The organism is Klebsiella huaxiensis (genome assembly GCF_003261575.2).
Taxonomy (GTDB): Bacteria; Pseudomonadota; Gammaproteobacteria; order Enterobacterales; family Enterobacteriaceae; genus Klebsiella; species Klebsiella huaxiensis.
Genome location: NZ_CP036175.1, coordinates 1 through 22,536, shown reverse-complemented (window position 1 = coordinate 22,536; position 22,536 = coordinate 1). Strand labels below are relative to the sequence as shown.

Here is a 22,536-nt window from a genome sequence, read left to right as displayed (position 1 = left end):
CGTCCATTCGGCATCGCTTTCAACATAGTGAATAGAGGTCTACTGGTGATCTACAAATCCATCGCCGACAGATTGCGTCTGCGGCTGAATTCCTCCGATTTCGATATCGGTAGCCCGCTTCCGGGCGAAAAAAAGCTGGCTGAAGAGTTCGGCGTCGCACGCATGACCATCCGTAAAGCCATCGATCTGCTGGTCACCTGGGGGCTGGTTGTGCGTCGGCACGGTTCCGGTACCTATGTCGCCCGCAAAGACTTACATCATGAAACCACCAATCTGACCGGGCTGGCCGAGGTGCTACGCAAGCATGGTAAGGAGGTAGTGAGCCGGGTATTGGTTTTCGAGGTGATGCCCGCGCCTCCGGCTATCGCCAGCCTGCTGCGAATACAAATTGATGAACGGATCTACTTCTCGCGCCGGGTGCGCTATGTCGATGGCAAGCCGCTAATGCTGGAAGACAGCTATATGCCGGTGAAGCTGTTTCGTAATCTGTCGTTGGTGCATCTGGAGGGGTCGAAGTTCGATTATATCGAGAAGGAGTGTGGGATAACCATCAGCGGTAACTATGAAACGCTGTCGCCAGTGCTTGCGGACAAGCAGCTGGCGCAGTCGATGAACGTACCAGAACAGACGCCGCTGCTGCGCATTACCTCCCTTTCCTACAGCGACAGCGGCGAGTTTCTAAACTACTCGGTGATGTTTCGTAACGCCAGTGTGTATCAGGTGGACTACCATCTGCGGCGCGTCCACGCGGAAAATCCGTTAACCCATTCCCCAGAACAGCACCGCCAGTAGCTGCGGGGTAATAATGCGTAAGAACATGACCAGCGGATAAACGGTGGCGTAGGAGAGCGCCGCCGCACCGCTGGTGGCGTGCAAGTTGTTGGCAAAAGCCAGTGCTGGAGGGTCGGTCATTGAACCGGCCAGCATGCCACACAGGGTCAGGTAGTTCATCTTCGCGAACATACGTGCCAAAATCCCTACAGCTAACAGCGGTATGCCGGTGATAAAGATGCCGTAGGCAATCCAGCTCATGCCGTCACCTTCAATCAGCGTCGCCACAAAGTCGCCGCCGGATTTCAGCCCAACCACCGCCAGGAACAGCACAATGCCCAGTTCGCGCAGCGCGAGGTTGGCGCTGGGCGGCATAAACCAGTACAGCTTACCGATGCTGCCGATACGCCCGAGAATCAGCGCCATAATTAGCGGCCCTCCGGCCAGACCCAACTTCAGCGCCGCCGGGAACCCAGGAATAAACAGCGGAATAGAGCCTAGTAGAACGCCCAGACCAATGCCGATAAACACCGGCAGCATCTGCACCTGCTGGAGTTTTTGCTGGGCGTTGCCAAGTTCGGCAGCAACCGCATCAATCGCCTCCGGACGGCCCACAAGATTCAGGATATCACCAAACTGCAGGCTGGCATGGCTGCTGGCGACCAGCTCAACCCCAGCACGATTGAGGCGCGAGATAACCACGTCATAGCGTTGTTTAAAGTGCAGATCGCGGATTCTTTTACCCAATACCTTCTCGTTGGTGACCACCACACGCTCAACTTTCAGGTCAGTACCGCGAGTGGAGAGCGAGGTGGCAACCTCCTTACCAATCACCAGTTGGGCGTTATGTAAATCCTCTGGCCGCCCAACCAGATGCAGCAGGTCGCCAAGCTGAATCAGGGTATTCGGCGCAGGCACCATCAGCATTTCCTCACGCTTGAGGCGCGAGCAAATCAGCTTATCGCTGTTAAGCATCGGGACATCCTGAATCGCCATATTATTCAGGTTCGGGTTTTCGACCCGCACGTTGAGAGTCTGGAGATGAGCGTGACCATTGCCGCTATTCTCATCAAACTGCTGGGCCTCTTTTTCGACGTTAATGCGGAAAAACAGCCGAACCAGCCACATCGTCAGCAGAATGCCGCAAATGCCGAACGGATAGGCCATGGCATAGCTCATCCCCATCTGGTCGACGGTATCAAACGGCACGCCAAGGTCGCGCAGGATCTGCTGCCCGGCACCCAGTGCTGGCGTGTTGGTGACGGCCCCGGAGAAGATGCCGAGCACCACCGGAAGAGGGATATCGAACAGTTTATGCAGGACTGCGGTGACCAAACCGCCAAGGATCACGATAAGAATGGCGAAGAGATTAAGCCGCAGGCCGGAAACGCGCAGCGAGGCGAAGAAGCCCGGCCCCACCTGAATACCGATGGTATACACGAAGAGAATCAGGCCAAATTCCTGAATAAAGTGCAGCATTGGGCTACTGAGCGTGATGCCCGCCTGGTCCACGAAGTGGCCGACGATGATTCCGCCAAACAGCACGCCTCCGATACCAAAGCCGACACCGCGCACTTTTACATTGCCGATCCACAATCCAACTACCGCAACCAGCGCCAGGACGCTAACGGTCAATGCTATATCACTCATCGTCTCTTCCCTGTGAATAACATTATGAACAAAGAGGATTATGACTGGCTCTCAATAGACTGTATGCCGCCTGGCGCACAATAATCACGGGATCAGGCTTACGACTCAGGAGCATCTTTCTTTTTCGCGGCGATTTTTAGCTGCTGAATGCTTTTCTCCGGAAAAGGAAGCGCTTCCGGCATCGTGCCGCCAAGATCTTTAATCGTCTGACGCACTTTTTGCCCAACTTCATAATGGGTTTGATTAGCCAGTTGCTTACGTGTTGGCTACGCTCGCTCACCCCAGTCACATAGTTATCTATGCTCCTGGGGACTCACTCCCTTACCGCCTCATCTCTATTTTTTATCACCTCGAATGGCTGCTGTTCGTTCATTACATATCACTGTTTCAGTGAACCTATAAAATCTGATTATTTTTTAAACTGAAACATCTGTTGCAGCAAGGGCATTTTATGAGCATACGCGCACAAAAAAGCCCCGAAAATCGGGGCTTTATACATGTTCACTTAATTAGCTATTCAAGACGGGACGATCGCTGATGGCGATACGCTGCGGAGCTATCTGTTCCGGCTCGTTACGGGTCAAATCGATATGCAGCAGGCCATTGGTAAAGGTTGCCCCTGAGACTTCCATATTTTCGGCGAGCGTAAAGCTCAGGCTAAATGCCTGGCTCACCAACCCCTGATGCAGCCATTTGGTCTCTTTTTCCGGCTGCTGTGGCGCGCCTTTTACCGTCAGACGCGTACCTTCCAGCTGAATATCCAAATCTTCCTGACGGAAACCAGCCAGCGCAAGGGTAATGCGATAGTGGTTATCGTCGCTTTTCTCAATGTTATAGGGTGGGAAGCTCTGGCTTTCACCGGCGGTTTGCAGGGCGTTGGCCAGTTTGTCAAAACCGATCCATTGACGCAGCAGTGGGGATAAATCGTAGTTACGCATTGTATTTCTCCTTCTAAGAAGCGAGTAGATATCTGCAAATCCTGTGGATTCGCATTTGCCCCCTGACGGCAGGCAGATTTTTACATTAATACCGGGCCACGTTAGCGGCCCGACGAAATTAGTTGATTTCGATACGGCGCGGTTTATTCGCTTCAGGAATAACTCGCTCCAGGTCGATATACAGCAGACCGTTTACCAGGTTGGCGCCGCGAATATGGATATTTTCCGCGAGCTGGAATTTACGCTCAAAATTGCGTTCAGCGATACCCTGATACAGGTAAGTACGTTCTTTCTGCTCAGCGGCGTGGGCGCCTTTTACGATCAGCAGATTATCCTGAGCGGTAATTTCCAGTTCGCTCTCAGCAAAACCGGCAACGGCAATCGCGATGCGGTAGTTGTTCTCGTCTACTAATTCAACGTTGTACGGAGGGTAGCCGCCATTACTATGGCTTTGATTATTTTCTAACAGATTGAAAAGGCGGTCGAAACCAATAGCAGAACGATACAACGGGGAGAGATCGAAATTACGCATAATACATAGCTCCTGAAATCAGCGAGAATTATCTGACCTTCCATCATGGACAGGTCGTTATTACCCAGAATACCCATTCGGCGTATTCTCTACGGGTCACATTCCTAAAATGGGTATATCCATGGTGTTTTCAAGGCCAACAAGGCAATTTTTTTTGCAGTTTGTGGTCTATTGCTTAGACTGGAGTCACAGCACAAAAGGCAAAGTGCGACGCCTGCCACAGTGCAGCGCAATGGCACTATGCATCCATGGAATGGCCCGATATAACCGATATGTACGTAGAAGGTTCTATCAACGCCCGTAACGATGACGGAAGAATAATGAAAAACGGTCTGTTAAAGCTGGTCCTGTTCAGCGGGATGATAAGTTTGGGCGGTTGCTCCAGCGTGATGTCACATACCGGCGGTAAAGAAGGAACCTATCCGGGAACGCGCGCCAGCGCGCAAATGCTTGGGGACAGCGACGCTAACTGGGGAACTAAATCCCTCGTGGCCCTGGATATGCCGCTGACTGCCGTGATGGATACGCTGCTGCTGCCGTGGGATATGTTCCGTACCGATAGCTCGGTCAAATCGCGCGTAGAAAAGAGCGAAAAAGAGACGCTGGCGACCAATTCGGTGATCCCGCCAGCGCGGATGCCTAACCCGTAATTCAACGCGCTGTTGCGGTTACCCATAGCTGGCGGTAACCGTCCACTTCCTCCATCCAGGCAAGCTGTTTGCCGTCTGGCGAAAAGACGATCGCATCGCCCGATGGCGGATTTTCATGCGCGTCGGTCAAGAAGGTGATTTCCCCGCTCTGCGCATTGCAAAGCGCAATGCGATTTTCCAGAACAAAGCCCAGCCATTTTCCTGATGGATGCCAGTTAAACGCCGATTGAATATCTGCGCTATTGTGGGTTAGCTGCCGCGGTTCGCCGCCTTGTGGCGAAATAAGCCATAGCTGAACGACGCCGGTATCATCACGCATCAGAAAAGCAATCTCCGTGGCCTGCGGGTTGGCCCGCACCCAGTGGCGCGGCGTATTCGCAAGCCCAGGGTAACGACGCTCATGAGTAAACGTTAAGCGATGCTGAACAACGCCAGCCGGAGGCGCGGGCATCGTCGTTTCAGTCCCTGCCAGCGGCGCATCACCCGACTGCTTCCAGCCCTGTTCGGTCTTAGGCAGATCAACAATAAAAAGCTCCGGTACTTTATCGCCATTTACCGATAGCGTATCGCCGATAAACGCCAGCGCCTGGTTGCCGACCCAGCCCTCTTCGTAGGCCCGGTTGATGTCGTCGCTACCCGGGGTAGGCGTCGATGTTGTCCGGCTGACCAGTACGCACCAGTGGCTGCCGCTATACTCACGTGGATGCTGTCCACCTGGAATTACCGGGCCATAGGGCACCGCCACGCCAACGTTACGCAGGTCGAGTAATGGATCGCGCTCACGCAGCACATGGTCGTTATAGGTAAAGCTGACCAGCTCGCCGTTTGGGCTGAAGACATGCACATGGCTGCCGCCGCGCAGTGCCCCTGGCGTATACGGCGCGGTGATATCCATCGCATCAAGATTGTGCGTTTCTCCCTGATAAGTCACTACGCCGCAACGATGGTAGAAATCGTAATGCCAGTGTTCATCCGGGTTTTCCGGGCCGTGGATAAAGACATATTTATCTACCGATGGATGAACGGTCACCACGCCAACGTGCGCGCCGTTTGTCGCACGATAGATCACTTCAACGTCGCTGCTTTCAACATTGACGCGTTCAATAGTTTCGCCGGTAAATGACGCCCCGGACGGGCGGACATCGAAAACCAGCCACTGGCTATCTGCCGTCCAGGTGCGGGTATTGGTAAGCTGATGATGGCGGGGGGCAAAGGTGACTTGTTTCATAGACGGATAAACTCTGAAGCCTAATTAGCGCTTCAGAGTAGTTGATCTGCCAAAAGATGACTATGGTTCAAGCGCAGGAACAGGAGTAACTAAAGTCTTATCTCTTACCCAACCCGACACATTATCAAGGACTAATCGAGACATAGCCTCCCGGGTACTCCAGGTCGCGCTTGCCATATGCGGAGTCACCACAACATTCGCACGGTACAACAGTCCCTGCGGAACTTCAGGTTCGTGACTAAAAACATCCAGCCCTGCTCCAGCAATGATTCCAGCTTCCAGAGCTTTAACCAGTGCAGATTCATCCACTACACTACCGCGAGAAATGTTAATTAAAATACCGCTCGCTCCCAGCGCTGTTAGCACCCGGTCATCAATAAGTGCCTGGTTTTCTGCGCTACCTGGTGTACATACCATCAAAAAGTCGCTGTGTGACGCCAGAATAGAAATATCCTCAACCCAAGTATAATCCAACCCGGGTATTGCTTTACGGTCGCTATAGGAAACCTGCATCGCAAACCCTTCGCACCGTCGCGCGATTGCCTGCCCAATTCTCCCCATTCCAACAATCCCAACTCGCGAACCCGAAACCTTGTGTGTCCATGGAAAACCACCCTGACGCCAGCCCCCTTCTTCAATAAACTTCTGTGCAGCAACGATTTGCCGCGACGTCGCCAACATCAACCCCATGGCTAAATCAGCAACATCATCAGTTAATACCCCTGGCGTATGGCTGACGGCAACATGATGATCGGCTGCGGCACGAACATCTACGCCATCGTAACCCACGCCAAAAACAGCGATCAGTTCCAGAGACGGTAGGCTGGAAATAAGTTGACGTGTTACGATAGCCTCACCATTCGTAATCATAATAGTGAATTGTTCCGCCAAAATATCTAACTCACCGACTGTAAGTGACTCATATTCATAAACTTCGTACAATCGTTCTAGTTCTGCTGTCAGTTGTTCAGGTAATGATGCTTGTTTTAATATTTTCAATTTCATGCTTATTTATTCACTTATAATGAAGAATGAACTGACTGCTTTATTGACGTGCTTTTACCGGGTCGGGAAACGGCTATGCCGACAATCCCTCCTAATATCAGAGCGATGGCAACAATAAGCAGACCGTAGTGATAGCTATTTGTCAGATCTTTAATCTTGCCTAAAATAGGAGGCAGACCCAACCCAACAAAATTTGCGATAGTATTAATAAAAGCAATAGATGCAGCTGCAGCAACACCGGCAAGCTTTTCAGTGGTGACAGCCCAAAAAACTGGAGTCAAGGCAAAGTTAAATCCAACCGTAAGTACCAGAAGAATATAGGAGACCAGCAGATTACCTGAATAGATAGCAATCCCTAGAGATATCCCAGCCAAAATCAATGGCAATCCCATATGTAATGATCGTTCTTTCGTCATATCAGAATGACGCCCATTAAGATACATAAATAAACATGCGAAAATGAATGGCACAGCAGCCAGTAAACTAATAACAAAATTACTCTGCTCGCTGGCAATACTTTTTATAATCAAAGGTAAGAACAAAGTAATACCGATAGACCCGAAAGCCTGCAAAAACCATACTAAGCTTAACAATAAGACAACTTTATTTTTCAATGCACTTAGCCATGAGTGGTTTTTGTTAACCATTACACTTCGGTTATCTTCAGCTAACTGTGATACCAACCATTCTTTTTCTGAACCCGATAGCCAATGAGCTTTTTCAGGACTCGATGGCAGCAGCCATAAAACCATAACACCAAGAATAATTGCCGGAACCCCCTCAATCGCAAATAACCAGCGCCAACCCGCGATATCTGCAATACCATGCATATTCAAAATAAATCCCGAGACCGGCAACCCAATTATCGATGCAAGAACTGACCCCATATAAAAAAAGGACATAGCTCGAGCTCTATTACTTTTAGGAAACCAGCAGGAAATATAGTAAATAATACCTGGAGTAAATCCAGCCTCAGCCATTCCCAATAGAAAGCGCATCACGTAGAGCTGCGTTGGCGTATGAACCAGTGACATCCCGGCGCTTACCACTCCCCAGGTAATCATTATCCTCGCAATCCAGATACGAGCACCTACTCGGGTCATAATAATATTACTGGGAATTTCAAAAATGATATAGGAGATATAGAACATCCCCACACCAAGCCCATACATACTGGCTGTCAACCCTAAATCGGCATTCATTTGTAAAGCCGCGATAGATATATTAGTTTTATCTAAGTTCGCGACAAAATAACAAATAATGACAAAAGGTATTATTTTGATGTTAAGTTTTTTTAATGTAGATGTATAGAGTTCAATGCTCATATATTATTACCTCATCACCTTGCCTTCAACAATAAAAAACCACCGTCAGAAGGCAAAGTTTGATATAGAGAAACTAATAAACTGATTAGAATATTACCACTCAGCAACAACACCATCTCCCAGGCGCCACAACGGATTACGCCAGTCTGGCGCATTTTTACTTAACTCTATAACCCTTGCTTCATCGATTTCTACGCCAAGCCCGGGCTTCATTAATGGTTTAAAGAAGCCGCCTTCCATATTGAAATCTTCTTTATTCTTCACAAAGTCGAGTAATTCCGCGCCTTTGTTATAGTGAATGCCCATGCTTTGCTCCTGGAATACGGCGTTATAGGAAACAAAGTCAACGTGCAGGCAGGCGGCCAGCGCGATAGGCCCCAGCGGGCAGTGCGGCGCCAGCGCCACATCATAAGCCTCCGCCATTCCGGCGATTTTATAGCACTCGGTAATACCGCCAGCGTGCGATAGGTCCGGCTGCAAAATAGCCAGGCCGCCGGCTTCCAGCACGCGTTTAAACTCGAAGCGTGAGAACATTCGTTCGCCTGCAGCGATAGGAATCGAGGTTTGCGCCGCTAAACGCGGATAGTATTCAGCCTGTTCCGCCAGAACCGGCTCTTCAATAAATAATGGGCGATACTGTTCCAGTTCTTTAATTAATACTTTTGCCATTGGCGCGCTAACGCGGCCGTGGAAATCAAGACCAAATTCAATTTCATTGCCAAAGGCCTCGCGAATTTGCGCCACAGTATTTACCGCCGCATCAACCGCGCGGGAATTATCGATAAGCCCCAGCTCTTCGCAGCCATTTAATTTAAAGGTATCAAAACCAATTCCGCGCAGCTTCTTGATACCATCAATCACTTCTGCCGGGCGATCGCCGCCAACCCAGCTGTAGGCTTTGATTTTATCGCGCACCAGCCCGCCCATCAGCTGCCAGACCGGCGCATTCAGCACTTTACCTTTGATATCCCATAGCGCCTGGTCAATACCGGCGATGGCGCTCATTAGGATCGGCCCGCCGCGATAAAAGCCCGCACGGTACATCACCTGCCACAGGTCGTTAATCCGCGCCGGATCCTGGCCAATCAGATAATCGCCGAGCTCATGCACCGCCGCCTCTACGGTGCGTGCGCGCCCTTCAATCACGGGTTCACCCCAGCCAACCACGCCTTCATCGGTTTCAATCTTTAAAAACATCCAGCGTGGGGGTAAACGATACGTGGTGAGTTTAGTTATTTTCATTGCACTGCCTCTCGATACGCTTTAACAAATGCTGCTGCCTGCTGTGCGGTTCGCTCTACGGACTGCCCGGCGCGATAGAGATCGCTGCCTAATCCGGCACCAATACAGCCTGCTTTTATCCACTGGACCAGATTTTCCGGCGTTACGCCGCCCACGGCGAAAACGGGAATCTCTGGTGGCAAAACAGCTTTTAGCGCTTTGATATAGTCAGGGCCAAAAGCCGAGGAAGGGAACACTTTCAGCGCCTGAGCACCGGCGTCTAGCGCAGTAAAGGCCTCTGTCGCCGTCGCGCATCCAGGGCAAACCGTCATGCCGTAGCTCACTGCACAGCGAATAACCTCGGGCTGAATGTTGGGAGTAACGATAAGCTTGCAACCCATTTGCGCGAGCTGGCCTACCCGCTCTGGATTTAGCACGGTGCCCGCACCTATCAACGCTTTATCACCATAAGCATCAACAACGGCGGGAATGCTTTTTTCCCACTGCGGTGAATTGAGTGGGATTTCAACGGCGTCAAATCCGGCGTCAATCACGGCCCCCACGTGTTCCAGCGCCTCTTCCGGCGTAATACCGCGCAAAATGGCGATAAGCGGTAGTTTAGTTTGCCACTGCATGAGCGATGCTCCTTATTCCTGTCTGAAATGCGGTATCACCTGACACCACTGTTGTCTGACGGCCGATTGCGGTCAGCGCCTGCTGATAGCGGTTTGCCAGCGCATCTCCGGCGACAATGGTGACCTGGAGGTCACCGAAGCGGCTACTCATGGTGGCGACTTCCGCGCCAATCAGCAGACCGGAGAGAAATTCGCTGACGTGCTCGCGCGGCAATGAGCCCAGCACGTGCGAAGCACGTACTTCAAAAAGCTGAGGCAGAATATCTGGCGAATGGAGGCCGCGCTCCAGCCCGGCGGTAAAAGCATCCGGGGCGGAGATCTGCTCTGGCAGACCCGCGCCTACCAGCGAGTGGCGCAGTAGCAGATGATGCAGCTCACCGGTCATCACCGTGCGAAAATCGTTGATTTGTTGGCGGTCAGCCTGCACCCATTTGCAGTGGGTACCGGGCATTACATAGACGGAAGAAGGCGCTATCGACTGCGCGCCAAGGAGTTGAGTCTCTTCGCCGCGCATCACATTGTGGTTATCGTCACGAGTGACGCAGAGTCCGGGAATAATCCAGACGTTGTCGCTGACGGACGTTAATCGCTCGCCAATGGCGGAAAAATGAACGGGAACCGGTAGATAGGGAGCAACCTTCCAGCCCACGTTGCTACCGACCATTCCCGCCATCACTACCGGGGTAGAGCTATCGCTCCAGCCCTCGGTTATTTCGCTAAACACCGCCGCGGGGGATTGTCCATTCAAACGCGTCACACCTGCTTCCGATTGCCTGCTCTCCAGGCACTGGTCGCCCTGATAAAGCCAGGCGCGCAGATTGGTCGATCCCCAGTCAATTGCGATGTAGCGAGATGTCATGTGATTTCCTTTAACCTTCGTGTCGAGCTGGCAATCATGGTGAGCGCTGCCTGCTCTGCCGCTTCGCTGTCCTGATGCCGGATGGCATCAAACAGCGCCTTATGTTCCTGGAGCGTTTTCGGCATGTTGGCCGCATCGCCCATCCAGGTCCTTTCAAATACCGCTCGCTGTAGCGAGCTGATCGCCACGTTTAGCTGTTGCAGCACCGGGTTATGTACCGACTGCAACACCGCCTCGTGATAGCGAATATCCGCTTCGTTAAACGCTTCCCGATCCTGGTTATTGGCGATCATGTCGTTGAGCGCCTCTTCGATTTGCGCCAGGTCGCTTGATGTCGCGCGCTCTGCCGCCCAACGGGCTATCGCCGGCTCGACCAGGTTACGAACCTCACTCATCGCGCTAATCAGTCGCGGGTCGTAATCACTTTCCAGCACCCACTGCAAAACGTCGGTATCGAGATAATTCCACTGGTTGCGCGGAGCGACGAACGCGCCGCGATAGCGTTTCATTTCAATCAGTCGCTTAGCCATCAATGAGCGGAACACTTCGCGAATGATATTGCGCGAGGTTTCAAACTCCTCACACAGGTCCGCTTCCGCTGGCAGCGCGGAGCCGGGAACGTATTTACCGCTGACAATCTGCTGGCCCAGCGTGATGACGATGCGATCGGTTTTATTGAGAGTCATGGAGAGTCCTTGTGCTCTGGATGTACCTCTCTACTTTACCGCGACAGGCGGATTTGACCGCAACTTTGTAGTACTAACGTGATAGCACTCATTATCGCCACGAACATAATGTAGTACGATTTTATTATGTTGTACTACAATTTAGATCACAAAAACGACAACTGAGTGTAAGGATTTTCTTGAGTGGTAAACTCAGGGCATAAAAAAACCCGCGATCGACGCGGGTTGTTCATGAGCGAGATGATTTAATTTAGTACATATTTTTCAATGGCATACGCGACACCATCTTCCAGGTTAGATTTGGTGATAAAGTTTGCCGCTTCCTTCACTGCCGGAATGGCGTTATCCATCGCGACGCCTACACCAGCGTATTCAATCATCGCAATGTCATTTTCCTGATCGCCAATCGCCATCACTTCTTCTGGTTTGATACCCAGCGTATCGGCCAGCGATTTCACGCCGGTGCCTTTAGTCACGCGTTTATCAAGAATTTCAAGGAAGTACGGCGCGCTTTTCAGCACGGTGTATTTCTCTTTCACTTCCGCCGGGATGCGGGCAATGGCCTGGTCCAGAATCGCCGGTTCATCGATCATCATCACTTTCAGCAACTGGATGTTCGGATCCATATTTTCCGCTTCGCAGAAGACCAGCGGGATCGTCGCCACGTAGGATTCATGCACTGTGTAATAGCTCACGTCGCGGTTGGCGGTGTACAGGGTATTACGATCGAGCGCATGGAAGTGGGAGCCAACTTCACGGGAAAGCTGTTCCAGATAGCGATAGTCGTCATAGCCCAGCGCGGTTTGCGCAACGGTACTACCATCACTCGCCTTCTGCACCAGAGCACCATTATAGGTGATGCAATAATCTCCCGGCTGCTCCATATGCAGTTCTTTCAGATAACTGTGCACGCCAGCGTAAGGGCGACCAGTGGTCAGCACCACATTGACGCCGCGTTCACGTGCTGCGGCAATCGCGGTTTTCACCGCAGGTGAAATGGTATGGTCTGGCAGCAGCAGCGTGCCGTCCATATCAATTGCAATCAGTTTAATAGCCATGAAATCCCCGGGTAAGATGAGTCCTTACTCATGCTAACGCGATTCCGCTCAAAAAACAGCAATAGAAAGCGGGGAAAAGGGGCCAAAGAACGAAGAATAAATCCTCTTTTCCCCTGTAAAGCATGTTACGTACGACTGATTATCTTCTCCTTATACTTTGATGTATTAGATAATCTCATTAATCAAACAGAAAATACCGTTTTTCTAATTGAAAGAGTGTTGCTACCTTGGATATAAATCAATCAAATGTACAAATAAACGAAAGTTTTATGCTTTTAAAATAATTTATCCGATTAAAGGAGATCGCAAAATGTCGATGGCCCTTACTGCCCCCCCGACCAGGAAAAGATTTTTAATCGTTACCTGTTTATTTATTGGAATATTCATTGCCTATCTCGACCGCGTTAACGTTTCTGTATTAGCAGCGAACGAACCCTTCTTAGCCTATATGGGTATTGAAGGTATGCCACTGCAAATTGGCATGATGATGACTGCTTTTCTGGCAGCTTATGGTATCGCTAATGTTGTATTATCACCACTTGGCGACTACCTTGGTCCGAGAAAAGCGATGATGCTTTGTATCCTAATCTGGACCGTCGCCTTAATTATTGGCGGAGTTGCGACATCGTTTGCATTAATTATTATTTGCCGCATATTACTGGGTATCGGAGAAGGTTTTTATTATCCTCTGCAAAGCGTATTTATTAAAAACTGGTTTCCGAAGCAGGAGCGTGGCCGGGCAAACGCAGCGTGGATCGTCGGCCAGTCAGTCGCTCCCGCCATTGCAATGCCCTTTTTCACCTGGTGGATAGGCACCCACGGCTGGCGTTCCAACTTCTTTTTATGCGCCGCTCTCGGGTTAATCCCACTTTGGCTGCTATGGCGATATGTTGCTGATAAACCAGAACAACATAAAAGTATCAGCGAACAGGAACTGACTTATATCAAAGCCGGACAGGAAACGGAAAGCGAAGGCAATAGCGAAAGTTTTATGTTGCGGGTAAAGCCCGTTATTACCAATTACTGCTACTGGATGCTGGTACTGTGGTACCTATGTCTGCAATGCCTGTACTGGGGCATGATCACCTGGCTACCGACTTACCTGAAATCGGCCAGAGGTTTCAGTTGGGCGGAAATGGGCTGGCTGGCGTCGCTTCCCTTTGTCCTGTCGATATTTTCCAAAGCCGCTGCGGGGATCTTCGTCGATAAAATAGGACGTAGCGCACCAATATTAATGGTATTAATGTTCTTTTCCGGGATTAGCATTTACTTTGGTGCAATAACCGAGCACAAATATATGTCAGCAATACTCCTTTCATTTGCCGTGGCTTTTTGTACGATGGGTACCCCCGTTGCCTGGACGTTATTACAGGGAATGATACCAGGAAAGTCTATTTCCGCTGCCAGCGGTGTAATGAACGGTGTCGCCAATGGCCTTTCATCATTATCCCCCGTATTTATCGGTTTATTTATTGCGATTACAGGAACCTATACAGGCGGATTATTATGCCTGGTCTTCATCAGCGCTATCGCCGTATTGTCTGCTTTTATCTTAACGATTAAAAAATATTAATTGCGAGGAGAGTGTAATGAAAATAACCAGCATTGACATTATTGATGTTGCTAACGACTTTGCTTCCGCGACCAGTAAATGGCGCCCTGTGGTGGTAAAAATTAATACCGATGAGGGGATTTCCGGTTTTGGCGAAGTAGGGTTGGCCTACGGCGTCGGTGCCTCCGCAGGCATCGGCATGGCAAAAGATTTAGCCGCCATTATCATCGGCATGGACCCGATGAATAACGAAGCTATCTGGGAAAAGATGCTCAAAAAAACCTTCTGGGGGCAGGGCGGCGGCGGCATATTTTCCGCTGCGATGAGCGGTATTGATATCGCGCTGTGGGATATCAAAGGTAAAGCGTGGGGCGTACCGCTGTATAAGATGCTCGGCGGTAAAAGCCGCGATAAAATAAGAACTTACGCCAGCCAGTTACAGTTTGGCTGGGGGGACGGCAGCGATAAAGATATGCTGACCGAGCCGGAGCAGTATGCACAGGCGGCGCTGACCGCCGTCAGCGAAGGCTATGACGCGATAAAAGTGGATACCGTCGCAATGGATCGCCACGGTAACTGGAACCAGCAAAACCTCAACGGGCCGCTCACCGACAAAATCCTGCGCCTAGGCTACGACCGTATGGCCGCCATTCGTGATGCGGTCGGCCCGGACGTTGATATCATCGCCGAAATGCACGCCTTTACGGATACTACATCCGCAATTCAGTTTGGTCGCATGATAGAAGAACTGGGTATTTTCTACTACGAAGAACCTGTCATGCCGTTAAACCCCGGACAAATGAAACAAGTGGCTGATAAAGTTAATATTCCACTGGCGGCTGGCGAACGCATTTACTGGCGCTGGGGATACCGTCCTTTCCTGGAAAACGGTAGCCTGAGCGTGATCCAGCCCGATATCTGCACCTGCGGCGGCATTACCGAAGTGAAGAAAATCTGCGATATGGCGCATGTTTATGATAAAACGGTGCAAATCCACGTTTGCGGCGGGCCAATTTCCACGGCGGTGGCCCTGCATATGGAAACCGCGATCCCTAACTTCGTCATCCACGAACTGCACCGATATGCGCTATTGGAGCCAAATACGCAAACCTGTAAGTACAACTATCTACCGAAGAACGGCATGTACGAAGTCCCGGAGCTTCCCGGTATCGGCCAGGAGCTGACCGAAGAAACCATGAAAAAATCACCGACTATCACAGTAAAATAAGCCAACTGTCTGCCTGCACCGCAGGCAGACCCCCTGTATTTGCGAGTCGTATCAACGCGACCTTATCCGGCCTGAGATAAAATCCACTCAGTGAAGGGGTGACACAGGTGGCAAATGAATTTAACTATCAGGCAATTTCGCGCGTTTCTGGCCGTCGCGGATTTGCGCAGTTTTACCGCCGCCAGCAAATATCTGTGCATCACGCAAGGTGCCGTTAGCGGTCTAATCAACGAAATGGAAAGCCAGATGGAGGTCTCTCTCTTCGACCGAACTTCACGCGTAGTGAAACTATCGCCTGATGGAGAAAAGTTTTTACCCGCCGCTATGCGGGTTGTTGAAGAGTTTCAACGAGCCGAAAACTATGCTCGCGACCTGAAAGAGATAAAAAAATCCCTGGTTCGAGTCGTCGGCGCGCCATTAATCGCCTGTGCCTTTTTGCCACAAATTATCCATGCCTTTAAGCGGCAGCACCCGCATACTCATGTACAGTTAATCGATAAGCCTATGTCTCAACTGCAAAAAAGCATTATGCTCGGGGAAGCGGATTTCGGTATCGGCCCAGAGCGGCCGCTGGAACCAGAAATCGACAAACAAATCCTGTTTACAACGGAAATAGTCCTGTACTGCCATCCGGACTATCGATTGCATAAAAAAACGGTACATTGGGAAGAGATTCAGAGCGAAGAGCTGATTGCCGTTGGCAACGAATCTGTCCCTATGATCTCCGCAACCGCTGGTGTACGCATTAAACCTAAAATGACGGTGGAACATATGGCGACCGCCATGTCTCTGGCGGCGCAATGTGAAGGGGTAGTGATCGCCGGAAGATTCTCCCGCCATTACGCCAAAAGTTACAAGCTATCGACCTGCTCACTCACGCCGCCGCTGCAACGCAATATGAACGTTTATTACCATGCGTGGCGCGCGCAAACGCCCGCCACTCAGCGCTTTAAAGAGTTCCTATTCAGCTATATAGATGAGCATCATGATGCCCCGGCCAACCAGCGGTAGACCGGGGATTAAGGCAGGTTAAATATCGATGTTCGCCGCTTTCAGGGCGTTCTCTTCGATAAAGGCGCGGCGCGGTTCAACGGCATCGCCCATCAGGGTGGTGAACAGCTGGTCAGCGGCAATCGCATCCTTCACGGTCACGCGCAGCATACGGCGGCTATCCGGGTCCATCGTGGTTTCCCACAGCTGATCCGGGTTCATCTCGCCAAGACCTTTATAACGCTGGATAGAGAGACCACGGCGGGACTCTTTCACCAACCAGTCCAGCGCCTGTTCGAAGCTGGCAACCGGCTGGCGGCGCTCGCCGCGTTCGATGAAGGCATCGTCTTCAATCAGGCCGCGCAGTTTCTCACCCAGCGCGCAGATACGGTGGTATTCAGGCCCAGTGACAAACTCGTGATCCAGCGGATAGTCGGTATCCACACCGTGGGTACGAACGCGAACGATCGGCTCAAACTGCTGCAGCTCGGCGTTCTCGCGGATATCAAATTTCCACTGGCTACCGTGCTGCTCTTTCTCATTCAGCTCGCTCACCAGAGTGTTAATCCAGCGGGTCACCGTCTGTTCATTGCCCAAGTCGGCCTCTGCCAGTGTCGGCTGATAGATAAGCTCTTTCAGCAGCGCTTTTGGATAACGACGTTCCATACGCGTGATCATTTTCTGCGTAGCGTTGTACTCGGCAACCAGTCTTTCCAGCGGCTCACCGGCTAAGGCCGGAGCGTTGGCGTTGGTGTGCAGGGTTGCGCCATCCAGAGCGATAGAGATTTGATACTGATCCATCGCTTCATCGTCTTTAATGTACTGTTCCTGCTTGCCTTTCTTCACTTTGTACAGCGGCGGCTGTGCAATGTAGACGTGGCCGCGCTCAACGATTTCCGGCATCTGACGATAGAAGAAGGTCAACAGTAGCGTACGAATGTGCGAGCCGTCGACGTCCGCATCGGTCATGATAATAATGCTGTGATAGCGCAGTTTGTCCGGGTTGTACTCGTCGCGACCAATGCCGCAGCCCAGAGCGGTAATCAGCGTAGCCACTTCCTGAGAGGCGAGCATTTTGTCAAAGCGCGCTTTTTCAACGTTGAGGATTTTACCTTTCAGCGGCAGGATCGCCTGGTTCTTACGGTTACGCCCCTGTTTTGCAGAGCCGCCCGCTGAGTCCCCTTCCACCAGGTACAGTTCAGAGTGAGCCGGGTCGCGTTCCTGACAATCCGCCAGTTTGCCCGGCAGGCCAGCGAGGTCCAGCGCGCCTTTACGGCGGGTCATCTCACGCGCGCGGCGTGCCGCTTCGCGCGCGCGCGCAGCATCGATAATTTTGCCAACCACGATTTTGGCATCAGACGGGTTTTCCAGCAGGTATTCGTTCAGCAGTTCGTTCATTTGCTGTTCTACCGCCGATTTCACCTCAGAGGAGACCAGCTTGTCTTTAGTCTGTGAGGAGAATTTCGGATCCGGCACCTTCACGGAAACCACGGCAATCAGACCTTCACGCGCATCGTCACCGGTGGCGCTGACTTTCGCTTTTTTGCTGTAGCCTTCTTTATCCATGTAGGCGTTCAGGGTACGAGTCATCGCCGCACGGAAGCCCGCAAGGTGGGTACCGCCATCGCGCTGCGGAATGTTGTTGGTAAAGCAGTAGATGTTTTCCTGGAAACCATCGTTCCACTGCAGCGCCACTTCAACGCCGATACCGTCTTTTTCGGTGGAGAAATAGAAAATATTCGGATGGATCGGCGTTTTATTTTTGTTCAGATATTCCACGAACGCTTTGATACCGCCTTCGTAGTGGAAATGATCTTCTTTACCGTCGCGCTTATCGCGCAGGCGAATAGACACCCCGGAGTTCAGGAACGACAGCTCACGCAGACGTTTTGCCAGAATTTCATATTCAAATTCAACAACGTTAGTGAAGGTTTCATAACTCGGCCAGAAACGTACCATAGTACCGGTTTTTTCGGTCTCGCCGGTCACAGCCAGCGGGGCCTGCGGCACGCCGTGGGCATAAATCTGACGGTGAATTTTATTGTCGCGCTGAATAACCAGCTCCAGCTTCTGCGACAGGGCGTTTACGACAGAAACGCCAACACCGTGTAGACCGCCAGAGACTTTATAGGAGTTATCATCGAATTTACCGCCCGCATGCAGCACGGTCATGATCACTTCCGCCGCCGACACGCCCTCTTCCGGGTGAATACCGGTCGGAATACCGCGGCCGTCATCCTGTACGGAGACGGAGTTGTCGCTGTGGATGGTGACAACGATATCTTTACAGTAACCTGCGAGCGCTTCGTCGATAGCGTTATCCACAACCTCGAATACCATGTGGTGCAGACCGGTGCCGTCATCCGTGTCGCCGATATACATACCCGGGCGCTTACGCACCGCATCCAGCCCTTTCAGGACTTTGATACTGGAGGAGTCATAAGAATTCGACATCAACGTTTCTCGCTCATTTAATCTTAGGTTAATCCGCTATTTTACCCTTTTCCACGGTAAACATCTTCGAATTTTCGTCCGACATGTCTATAACGTGTTCAGCGCTAATGGCGCTGACGAAAACCTGCGACTGCGTGGCTTTTAAACGGCTGGCAAGCAGCCCACGCCGCGCGTCGTCGAGTTCCGAGGCAAAATCATCTATCAGGTACAGGCAGCGCCGACCGCTCTCGCGGGTCAGAAACTCACCTTGCGCCAGTCTTAGGGCGCACATCAGCAGCTTAAGCTGCCCGCGTGACAATGTATCTTCCACCGGCGCACCGTCGGCACGAATGCGGAAATCCGCCTTGTGCGGGCCATGGGCGGTGTAGGTTAACATGCGATCACGCTCGAAATTTCTCTCCAGCACCTCGGCATAATCCGTTTCTTTCTCCCAACCGCGCTGGAAAGAAAAGGTGAGGGCAAACTCCGGTAAAAACTGCCGACAGGTATCCGCCATGTCTTCGACAATAGCGGCGCTATATTCGGCGCGCCAACGGCTGATTTGTTCCGCCAGCGGAATCAATTCCAGGTCCCAGGGCCGCAGTTGGGCATAGCGACTGACCTGACGCAGCGCGGCGTTACGCTGCTTCACCAGACGCTTCAGGTTGCTCCAGGCGGTAAAGAATCCAGCTTCGTTGTGGAAGCATCCCCAGTCAAGGAATGCTCTTCTGTATTTGGGGCCGCCGTTGAGTAAAGTAAAGCCCTCGGGCGTAATCAGCTGCATCGGCATCAGGTGCGCCAGTTCTGCCACTTTATGGCCGTCGGTACCGTCGATACGGACCTTACTGTCGCCCTGTTTATCTTTGGTCAGGCCGATGGAAACTTCACGTTCTTCACCCTGCAGGCGGCCGTGCAGAACAAACGACTCTTGCTCGTGACGAATCACACGGCCAATCTGCAAACTACGAAACGCCCGACCGTGGCCGAGCGTATAGATAGCTTCCAGCACGCTGGTTTTACCGCTGCCGTTAGCGCCAACCAGGAAGTTAAAGCCGGGGGATAAAGCGAGATCCGCATTTTCAATATTGCGGAAGTCTTTGATGAGCAAGCGCGTCAGTGACATATCAGCGTTCTTTGGGCCAGGGCGTTATCGGCGCAGCCAGTTTCAACGCGGACTGCGCGCAGACCCTGGAGCGTACACGAAGTACGTGACAGGGGCGAGCACAGCCCAGGTTGAAAATGGCAAGTAAGATAGCCCGATATTTTCCACTACAGTCTCATTGGCATAACAACGTAAGCTGCGCTTTGCGAGGCCGCATCCTCAATCTGCACGCTCGATACGGAATCGGTCAGCAAAATACGCACGTTCTCGCACTTCAGCGCATTAAGCACATCCAGCACGTAGCTAACGTTAAAGCCGATTTCCATCTCTGTCCCGGCATAGGTGACATCCAGAATTTCTTCTGCTTCTTCCTGCTCCGGGTTATTAGCGGTGATTTTCAGCTGATTTTCACTGACGTACAGGCGCACGCCGCGGAATTTCTCGTTCGAGAGAATCGCTGCGCGGGCAAATGCCTGCTTGAGAATATCGCAGCCGGCATCCAGGTGTTTATCCGGATTTTTCGGCAATACGCGACGATAATCAGGGAAACGTCCATCAACAAGCTTCGATGTGAAGATAAAGTCACCCACGTGGGCTCGGATGTTGTTGCTGCCGATCTGCACGCGCAGCGGCGTCTCGCCGCCGTCGAGCATACGCATCAGCTCAATCACCCCTTTACGCGGCACGATCACCGAATGGTTCGGCAACGATTCTTCCAGCGGCATAGAGCAAACCGCCAGGCGGTGGCCGTCGGTCGCTACTGTACGCAGTTCGCAACCTTCGGTTTCAAACAGCATACCGTTTAAGTAGTAGCGAACATCCTGGTGAGCCATCGAAAACTGAGTGGCTTCGATCAGGCGCTTCATCGTCGCCTGCGGCAGGGTGAATTCGACTTCACTCTGCCAGTCATCGAGGTTCGGGAAATCAGCGGCGGGCAGGGTCGACAGCGAGAAGCGGCTGCGCCCGGAGCGTACCAGCATGCGGTCGCCTTCCAGCTGTACCACGATCTCCGCACCTTCAGGTAGGCCGCGGCAGATATCAAAAAATTTACGCGCTGGAACGGTCGTTGCTCCCGCTTCGTGCGGTTGAATCAGCGCCACGCGCGCGACCATTTCCATTTCCAGATCGGTACCGGTCAGCGACAGCGCGCCATCGGAAACCTGAAGGAGCAGGTTGCCGAGAATCGGCAGCGTCGGACGACCACCTAACGGACCGCTCACCTGTTGCAGCGGTTTTAATAAATGTTCACGTTCTACGGTAAATTTCATAGCGTCACGAGGATAATATTCTGATTAAATTGGAAAAATCTTCTTTGATGTCGTGGCTTTCTTCACGCAGCTGCTCAATTTTACGGCAGGCGTGCAGGACGGTGGTATGGTCACGACCGCCAAACGCATCGCCGATTTCCGGCAGACTGTGGTTGGTCAGCTCTTTTGCCAGCGCCATCGCCATTTGACGAGGGCGCGCCACCGAACGGGAGCGGCGTTTAGACAGCAGGTCCGCAACCTTAATCTTGTAATACTCCGCCACCGTCTTCTGAATGTTGTCGATGGTGACCAGTTTTTCCTGTAGCGCCAACAGATCGCGCAGCGCTTCGCGCACGAAATCGATAGTGATCGCTCGGCCAGTAAAGTTGGCATTGGCGATAACGCGGTTCAGTGCGCCTTCCAGCTCACGTACGTTGGAACGCAGGCGCTTAGCGATAAAGAACGCCACTTCACCCGGCAGGCGAATATCGTTTTCATCGGCTTTTTTCATCAGGATCGCCACGCGAGTTTCCAGCTCTGGCGGTTCGATCGCTACCGTCAGGCCCCAACCGAAGCGTGATTTCAGACGATCCTCAACCCCGTTGATCTCTTTCGGATAGCGATCCGACGTCAGAATGATCTGCTGATTGCCTTCCAGCAGGGCATTGAAGGTGTGGAAAAACTCCTCCTGCGAGCGCTCTTTATTCGCAAAGAACTGAATATCATCGATCAGCAGGGCATCAACGGAACGGTAGTAGCGTTTAAACTCTTCAATGGCGTTGTTTTGCAGAGCTTTTACCATGTCCTGCACAAAACGCTCGGAGTGCATGTAAACCACTTTTGCATTGGGTTTACGCGCCACGATGCCGTTACCGACCGCATGTAAAAGGTGGGTTTTACCCAGACCGGTGCCGCCATAAAGGAACAGCGGGTTGTAGGCTCCACCAGGGTTATCAGCAACCTGGCGCGCCGCCGCGCGAGCCAGCTGGTTAGATTTACCTTCAACGAAGTTATCAAACGTATGCTTAATGTTAACGTTGGAGCGATAAGTCGGCTCTGCGGGTGCGGGAACGTTGTCCCAGCCCGGACGCACAATTGTCGGCGCAACGCGCGCCGTCTGAACCTGAGCCGCAGGCGCGGTGGCCGCAACGCTTACTGTGCTTCTGTGCGGCTGAACCGCAGGCTTAGTGCCAACTTCAAAACGCAGCTGTGGGGCATCAACACCGCAAAATTCATTGAGGAGGCCATTGATATTATTGAGGTATTTATCCCTTACCCAATCGAGCACAAAACGGTTTGGCGCATACAGTGCCAGCGTGTTATCGCTCAATTCCGCCTGCAAAGGGCGTATCCACATACTGAATTCTGTGGCTGGTAACTCATCCTGCAATCGGGCAAGACACTGCTGCCAAAGCGAAAGTGACAC

General features: G+C 51.8%; 20 protein-coding genes, 1 pseudogene and 1 other annotated feature. Of the genes and pseudogenes, 5 read left to right on the top strand and 16 right to left on the bottom strand.

The genetic code is table 11. The features are described 5' to 3' along the window. The first annotated feature begins 45 nt into the window (after positions 1-45). Positions 46-792 carry a GntR family transcriptional regulator gene (locus tag DA718_RS00105; RefSeq protein ID WP_112215636.1) on the top strand — a complete coding sequence of 249 codons (747 nt, stop codon included), beginning with the start codon at positions 46-48 and terminating at the stop codon, positions 790-792. Here the strand turns inward: DA718_RS00105 and DA718_RS00100 are convergent. From DA718_RS00100 to ibpA, 4 genes and pseudogenes are all read right to left on the bottom strand, one after another. After that, positions 760-2,421 carry a putative transporter gene (locus tag DA718_RS00100; protein WP_112215635.1) on the bottom strand — a complete coding sequence of 554 codons (1,662 nt, stop codon included), beginning with the start codon at positions 2,419-2,421 and terminating at the stop codon, positions 760-762. The genes DA718_RS00105 and DA718_RS00100 overlap by 33 nt on opposite strands. Positions 2,422-2,519: 98 nt before the next feature. After that, positions 2,520-2,678 (bottom strand): annotated as a pseudogene (locus tag DA718_RS00095) (DNA damage-inducible protein D); the annotation flags it as partial. Positions 2,679-2,930: 252 nt separating this feature from the next. Next, complete coding sequence (gene ibpB, locus DA718_RS00090) at positions 2,931-3,359, bottom strand: small heat shock chaperone IbpB (protein WP_112215634.1); 429 nt, start codon at positions 3,357-3,359, stop codon at positions 2,931-2,933. A gap of 118 nt (positions 3,360-3,477) precedes the next feature. After that, on the bottom strand, positions 3,478-3,891 hold the full coding sequence (gene ibpA / locus DA718_RS00085; RefSeq protein ID WP_112215633.1) for a small heat shock chaperone IbpA: 414 nt from the start codon (positions 3,889-3,891) through the stop codon (positions 3,478-3,480). Continuing rightward, positions 3,885-3,960, bottom strand: a sequence feature (ROSE (Repression Of Heat Shock gene Expression) occurs in the 5'-region of heat shock genes and acts as an RNA thermometer to modulate expression.). It overlaps the preceding gene by 7 nt. A 251-nt stretch (positions 3,961-4,211) precedes the next feature. Here ibpA and DA718_RS00080 point away from each other — a divergent pair. Then, entirely contained in the window at positions 4,212-4,541 is a 330-nt protein-coding gene (locus DA718_RS00080) for a YceK/YidQ family lipoprotein (RefSeq protein ID WP_167492843.1), read from the top strand. A 1-nt stretch (position 4,542) separates the two neighbouring features. Here the strand turns inward: DA718_RS00080 and DA718_RS00075 are convergent, their stop codons facing one another. The 8 genes from DA718_RS00075 to yidA all read right to left on the bottom strand — a co-directional run bounded on the left by DA718_RS00075 (position 4,543) and on the right by yidA (position 12,558). Continuing rightward, positions 4,543-5,769 carry a YidR family protein gene (locus DA718_RS00075; protein ID WP_112215632.1) on the bottom strand — a complete coding sequence of 409 codons (1,227 nt, stop codon included), beginning with the start codon at positions 5,767-5,769 and terminating at the stop codon, positions 4,543-4,545. A 60-nt stretch (positions 5,770-5,829) separates the two neighbouring features. Continuing rightward, positions 5,830-6,774 (bottom strand): 2-hydroxyacid dehydrogenase, encoded by a 945-nt coding sequence (locus DA718_RS00070; RefSeq protein WP_112215631.1) that lies wholly within the window; start codon positions 6,772-6,774, stop codon positions 5,830-5,832. A 14-nt stretch (positions 6,775-6,788) separates the two neighbouring features. Beyond that, a complete protein-coding gene (locus tag DA718_RS00065; protein WP_112215630.1) occupies positions 6,789-8,099 on the bottom strand; it encodes an MFS transporter in 1,311 nt (436 codons plus the stop codon). A 93-nt stretch (positions 8,100-8,192) separates the two neighbouring features. Further along, positions 8,193-9,341, bottom strand: a complete 1,149-nt coding sequence (gene dgoD / locus DA718_RS00060) for a galactonate dehydratase (RefSeq protein ID WP_112215629.1) — start codon at positions 9,339-9,341, stop codon at positions 8,193-8,195. Then, positions 9,338-9,955 (bottom strand): 2-dehydro-3-deoxy-6-phosphogalactonate aldolase, encoded by a 618-nt coding sequence (locus DA718_RS00055; RefSeq protein ID WP_112215628.1) that lies wholly within the window; start codon positions 9,953-9,955, stop codon positions 9,338-9,340. Before DA718_RS00055 ends, dgoD begins: the two co-directional genes overlap by 4 nt. Then, the gene (locus DA718_RS00050) at positions 9,939-10,814 is read right to left on the bottom strand and encodes a 2-dehydro-3-deoxygalactonokinase (RefSeq protein WP_112215627.1); all 876 of its coding nucleotides are present in this window, start codon (positions 10,812-10,814) and stop codon (positions 9,939-9,941) included. The genes DA718_RS00055 and DA718_RS00050 overlap by 17 nt, the downstream gene beginning before the upstream one ends. Next, on the bottom strand, positions 10,811-11,500 hold the full coding sequence (gene dgoR / locus DA718_RS00045; protein WP_112215626.1) for a D-galactonate utilization transcriptional regulator DgoR: 690 nt from the start codon (positions 11,498-11,500) through the stop codon (positions 10,811-10,813). Before dgoR ends, DA718_RS00050 begins: the two co-directional genes overlap by 4 nt. A gap of 245 nt (positions 11,501-11,745) precedes the next feature. Continuing rightward, the gene (gene yidA, locus DA718_RS00040; protein WP_110276006.1) at positions 11,746-12,558 is read right to left on the bottom strand and encodes a sugar-phosphatase; all 813 of its coding nucleotides are present in this window, start codon (positions 12,556-12,558) and stop codon (positions 11,746-11,748) included. Positions 12,559-12,868: 310 nt separating this feature from the next. Here yidA and DA718_RS00035 point away from each other — a divergent pair, with 310 nt between their 5' ends. From DA718_RS00035 to DA718_RS00025, 3 genes are all read left to right on the top strand, one after another. Further along, positions 12,869-14,131, top strand: a complete 1,263-nt coding sequence (locus tag DA718_RS00035; RefSeq protein ID WP_112215625.1) for an MFS transporter — start codon at positions 12,869-12,871, stop codon at positions 14,129-14,131. Positions 14,132-14,147: 16 nt separating this feature from the next. Continuing rightward, positions 14,148-15,338 (top strand): mandelate racemase/muconate lactonizing enzyme family protein, encoded by a 1,191-nt coding sequence (locus DA718_RS00030; protein WP_112215624.1) that lies wholly within the window; start codon positions 14,148-14,150, stop codon positions 15,336-15,338. 114 nt (positions 15,339-15,452) lie between these two features. Next, positions 15,453-16,349, top strand: a complete 897-nt coding sequence (locus DA718_RS00025) for a LysR family transcriptional regulator (RefSeq protein WP_112215623.1) — start codon at positions 15,453-15,455, stop codon at positions 16,347-16,349. Positions 16,350-16,367: 18 nt separating this feature from the next. Here the strand turns inward: DA718_RS00025 and gyrB are convergent, their stop codons facing one another. From gyrB to dnaA, 4 genes are all read right to left on the bottom strand, one after another. Beyond that, on the bottom strand, positions 16,368-18,782 hold the full coding sequence (gyrB, locus tag DA718_RS00020) for a DNA topoisomerase (ATP-hydrolyzing) subunit B (RefSeq protein WP_112215622.1): 2,415 nt from the start codon (positions 18,780-18,782) through the stop codon (positions 16,368-16,370). 28 nt (positions 18,783-18,810) lie between these two features. Then, positions 18,811-19,884: a DNA replication/repair protein RecF gene (recF, locus tag DA718_RS00015; protein ID WP_112215621.1), complete on the bottom strand. Its 1,074-nt coding sequence runs from the start codon at positions 19,882-19,884 to the stop codon at positions 18,811-18,813. Between the two features lie 146 nt (positions 19,885-20,030). Then, complete coding sequence (gene dnaN / locus DA718_RS00010; RefSeq protein WP_112215620.1) at positions 20,031-21,131, bottom strand: DNA polymerase III subunit beta; 1,101 nt, start codon at positions 21,129-21,131, stop codon at positions 20,031-20,033. A 4-nt stretch (positions 21,132-21,135) separates the two neighbouring features. After that, complete coding sequence (gene dnaA / locus DA718_RS00005) at positions 21,136-22,536, bottom strand: chromosomal replication initiator protein DnaA (protein ID WP_112215619.1); 1,401 nt, start codon at positions 22,534-22,536, stop codon at positions 21,136-21,138.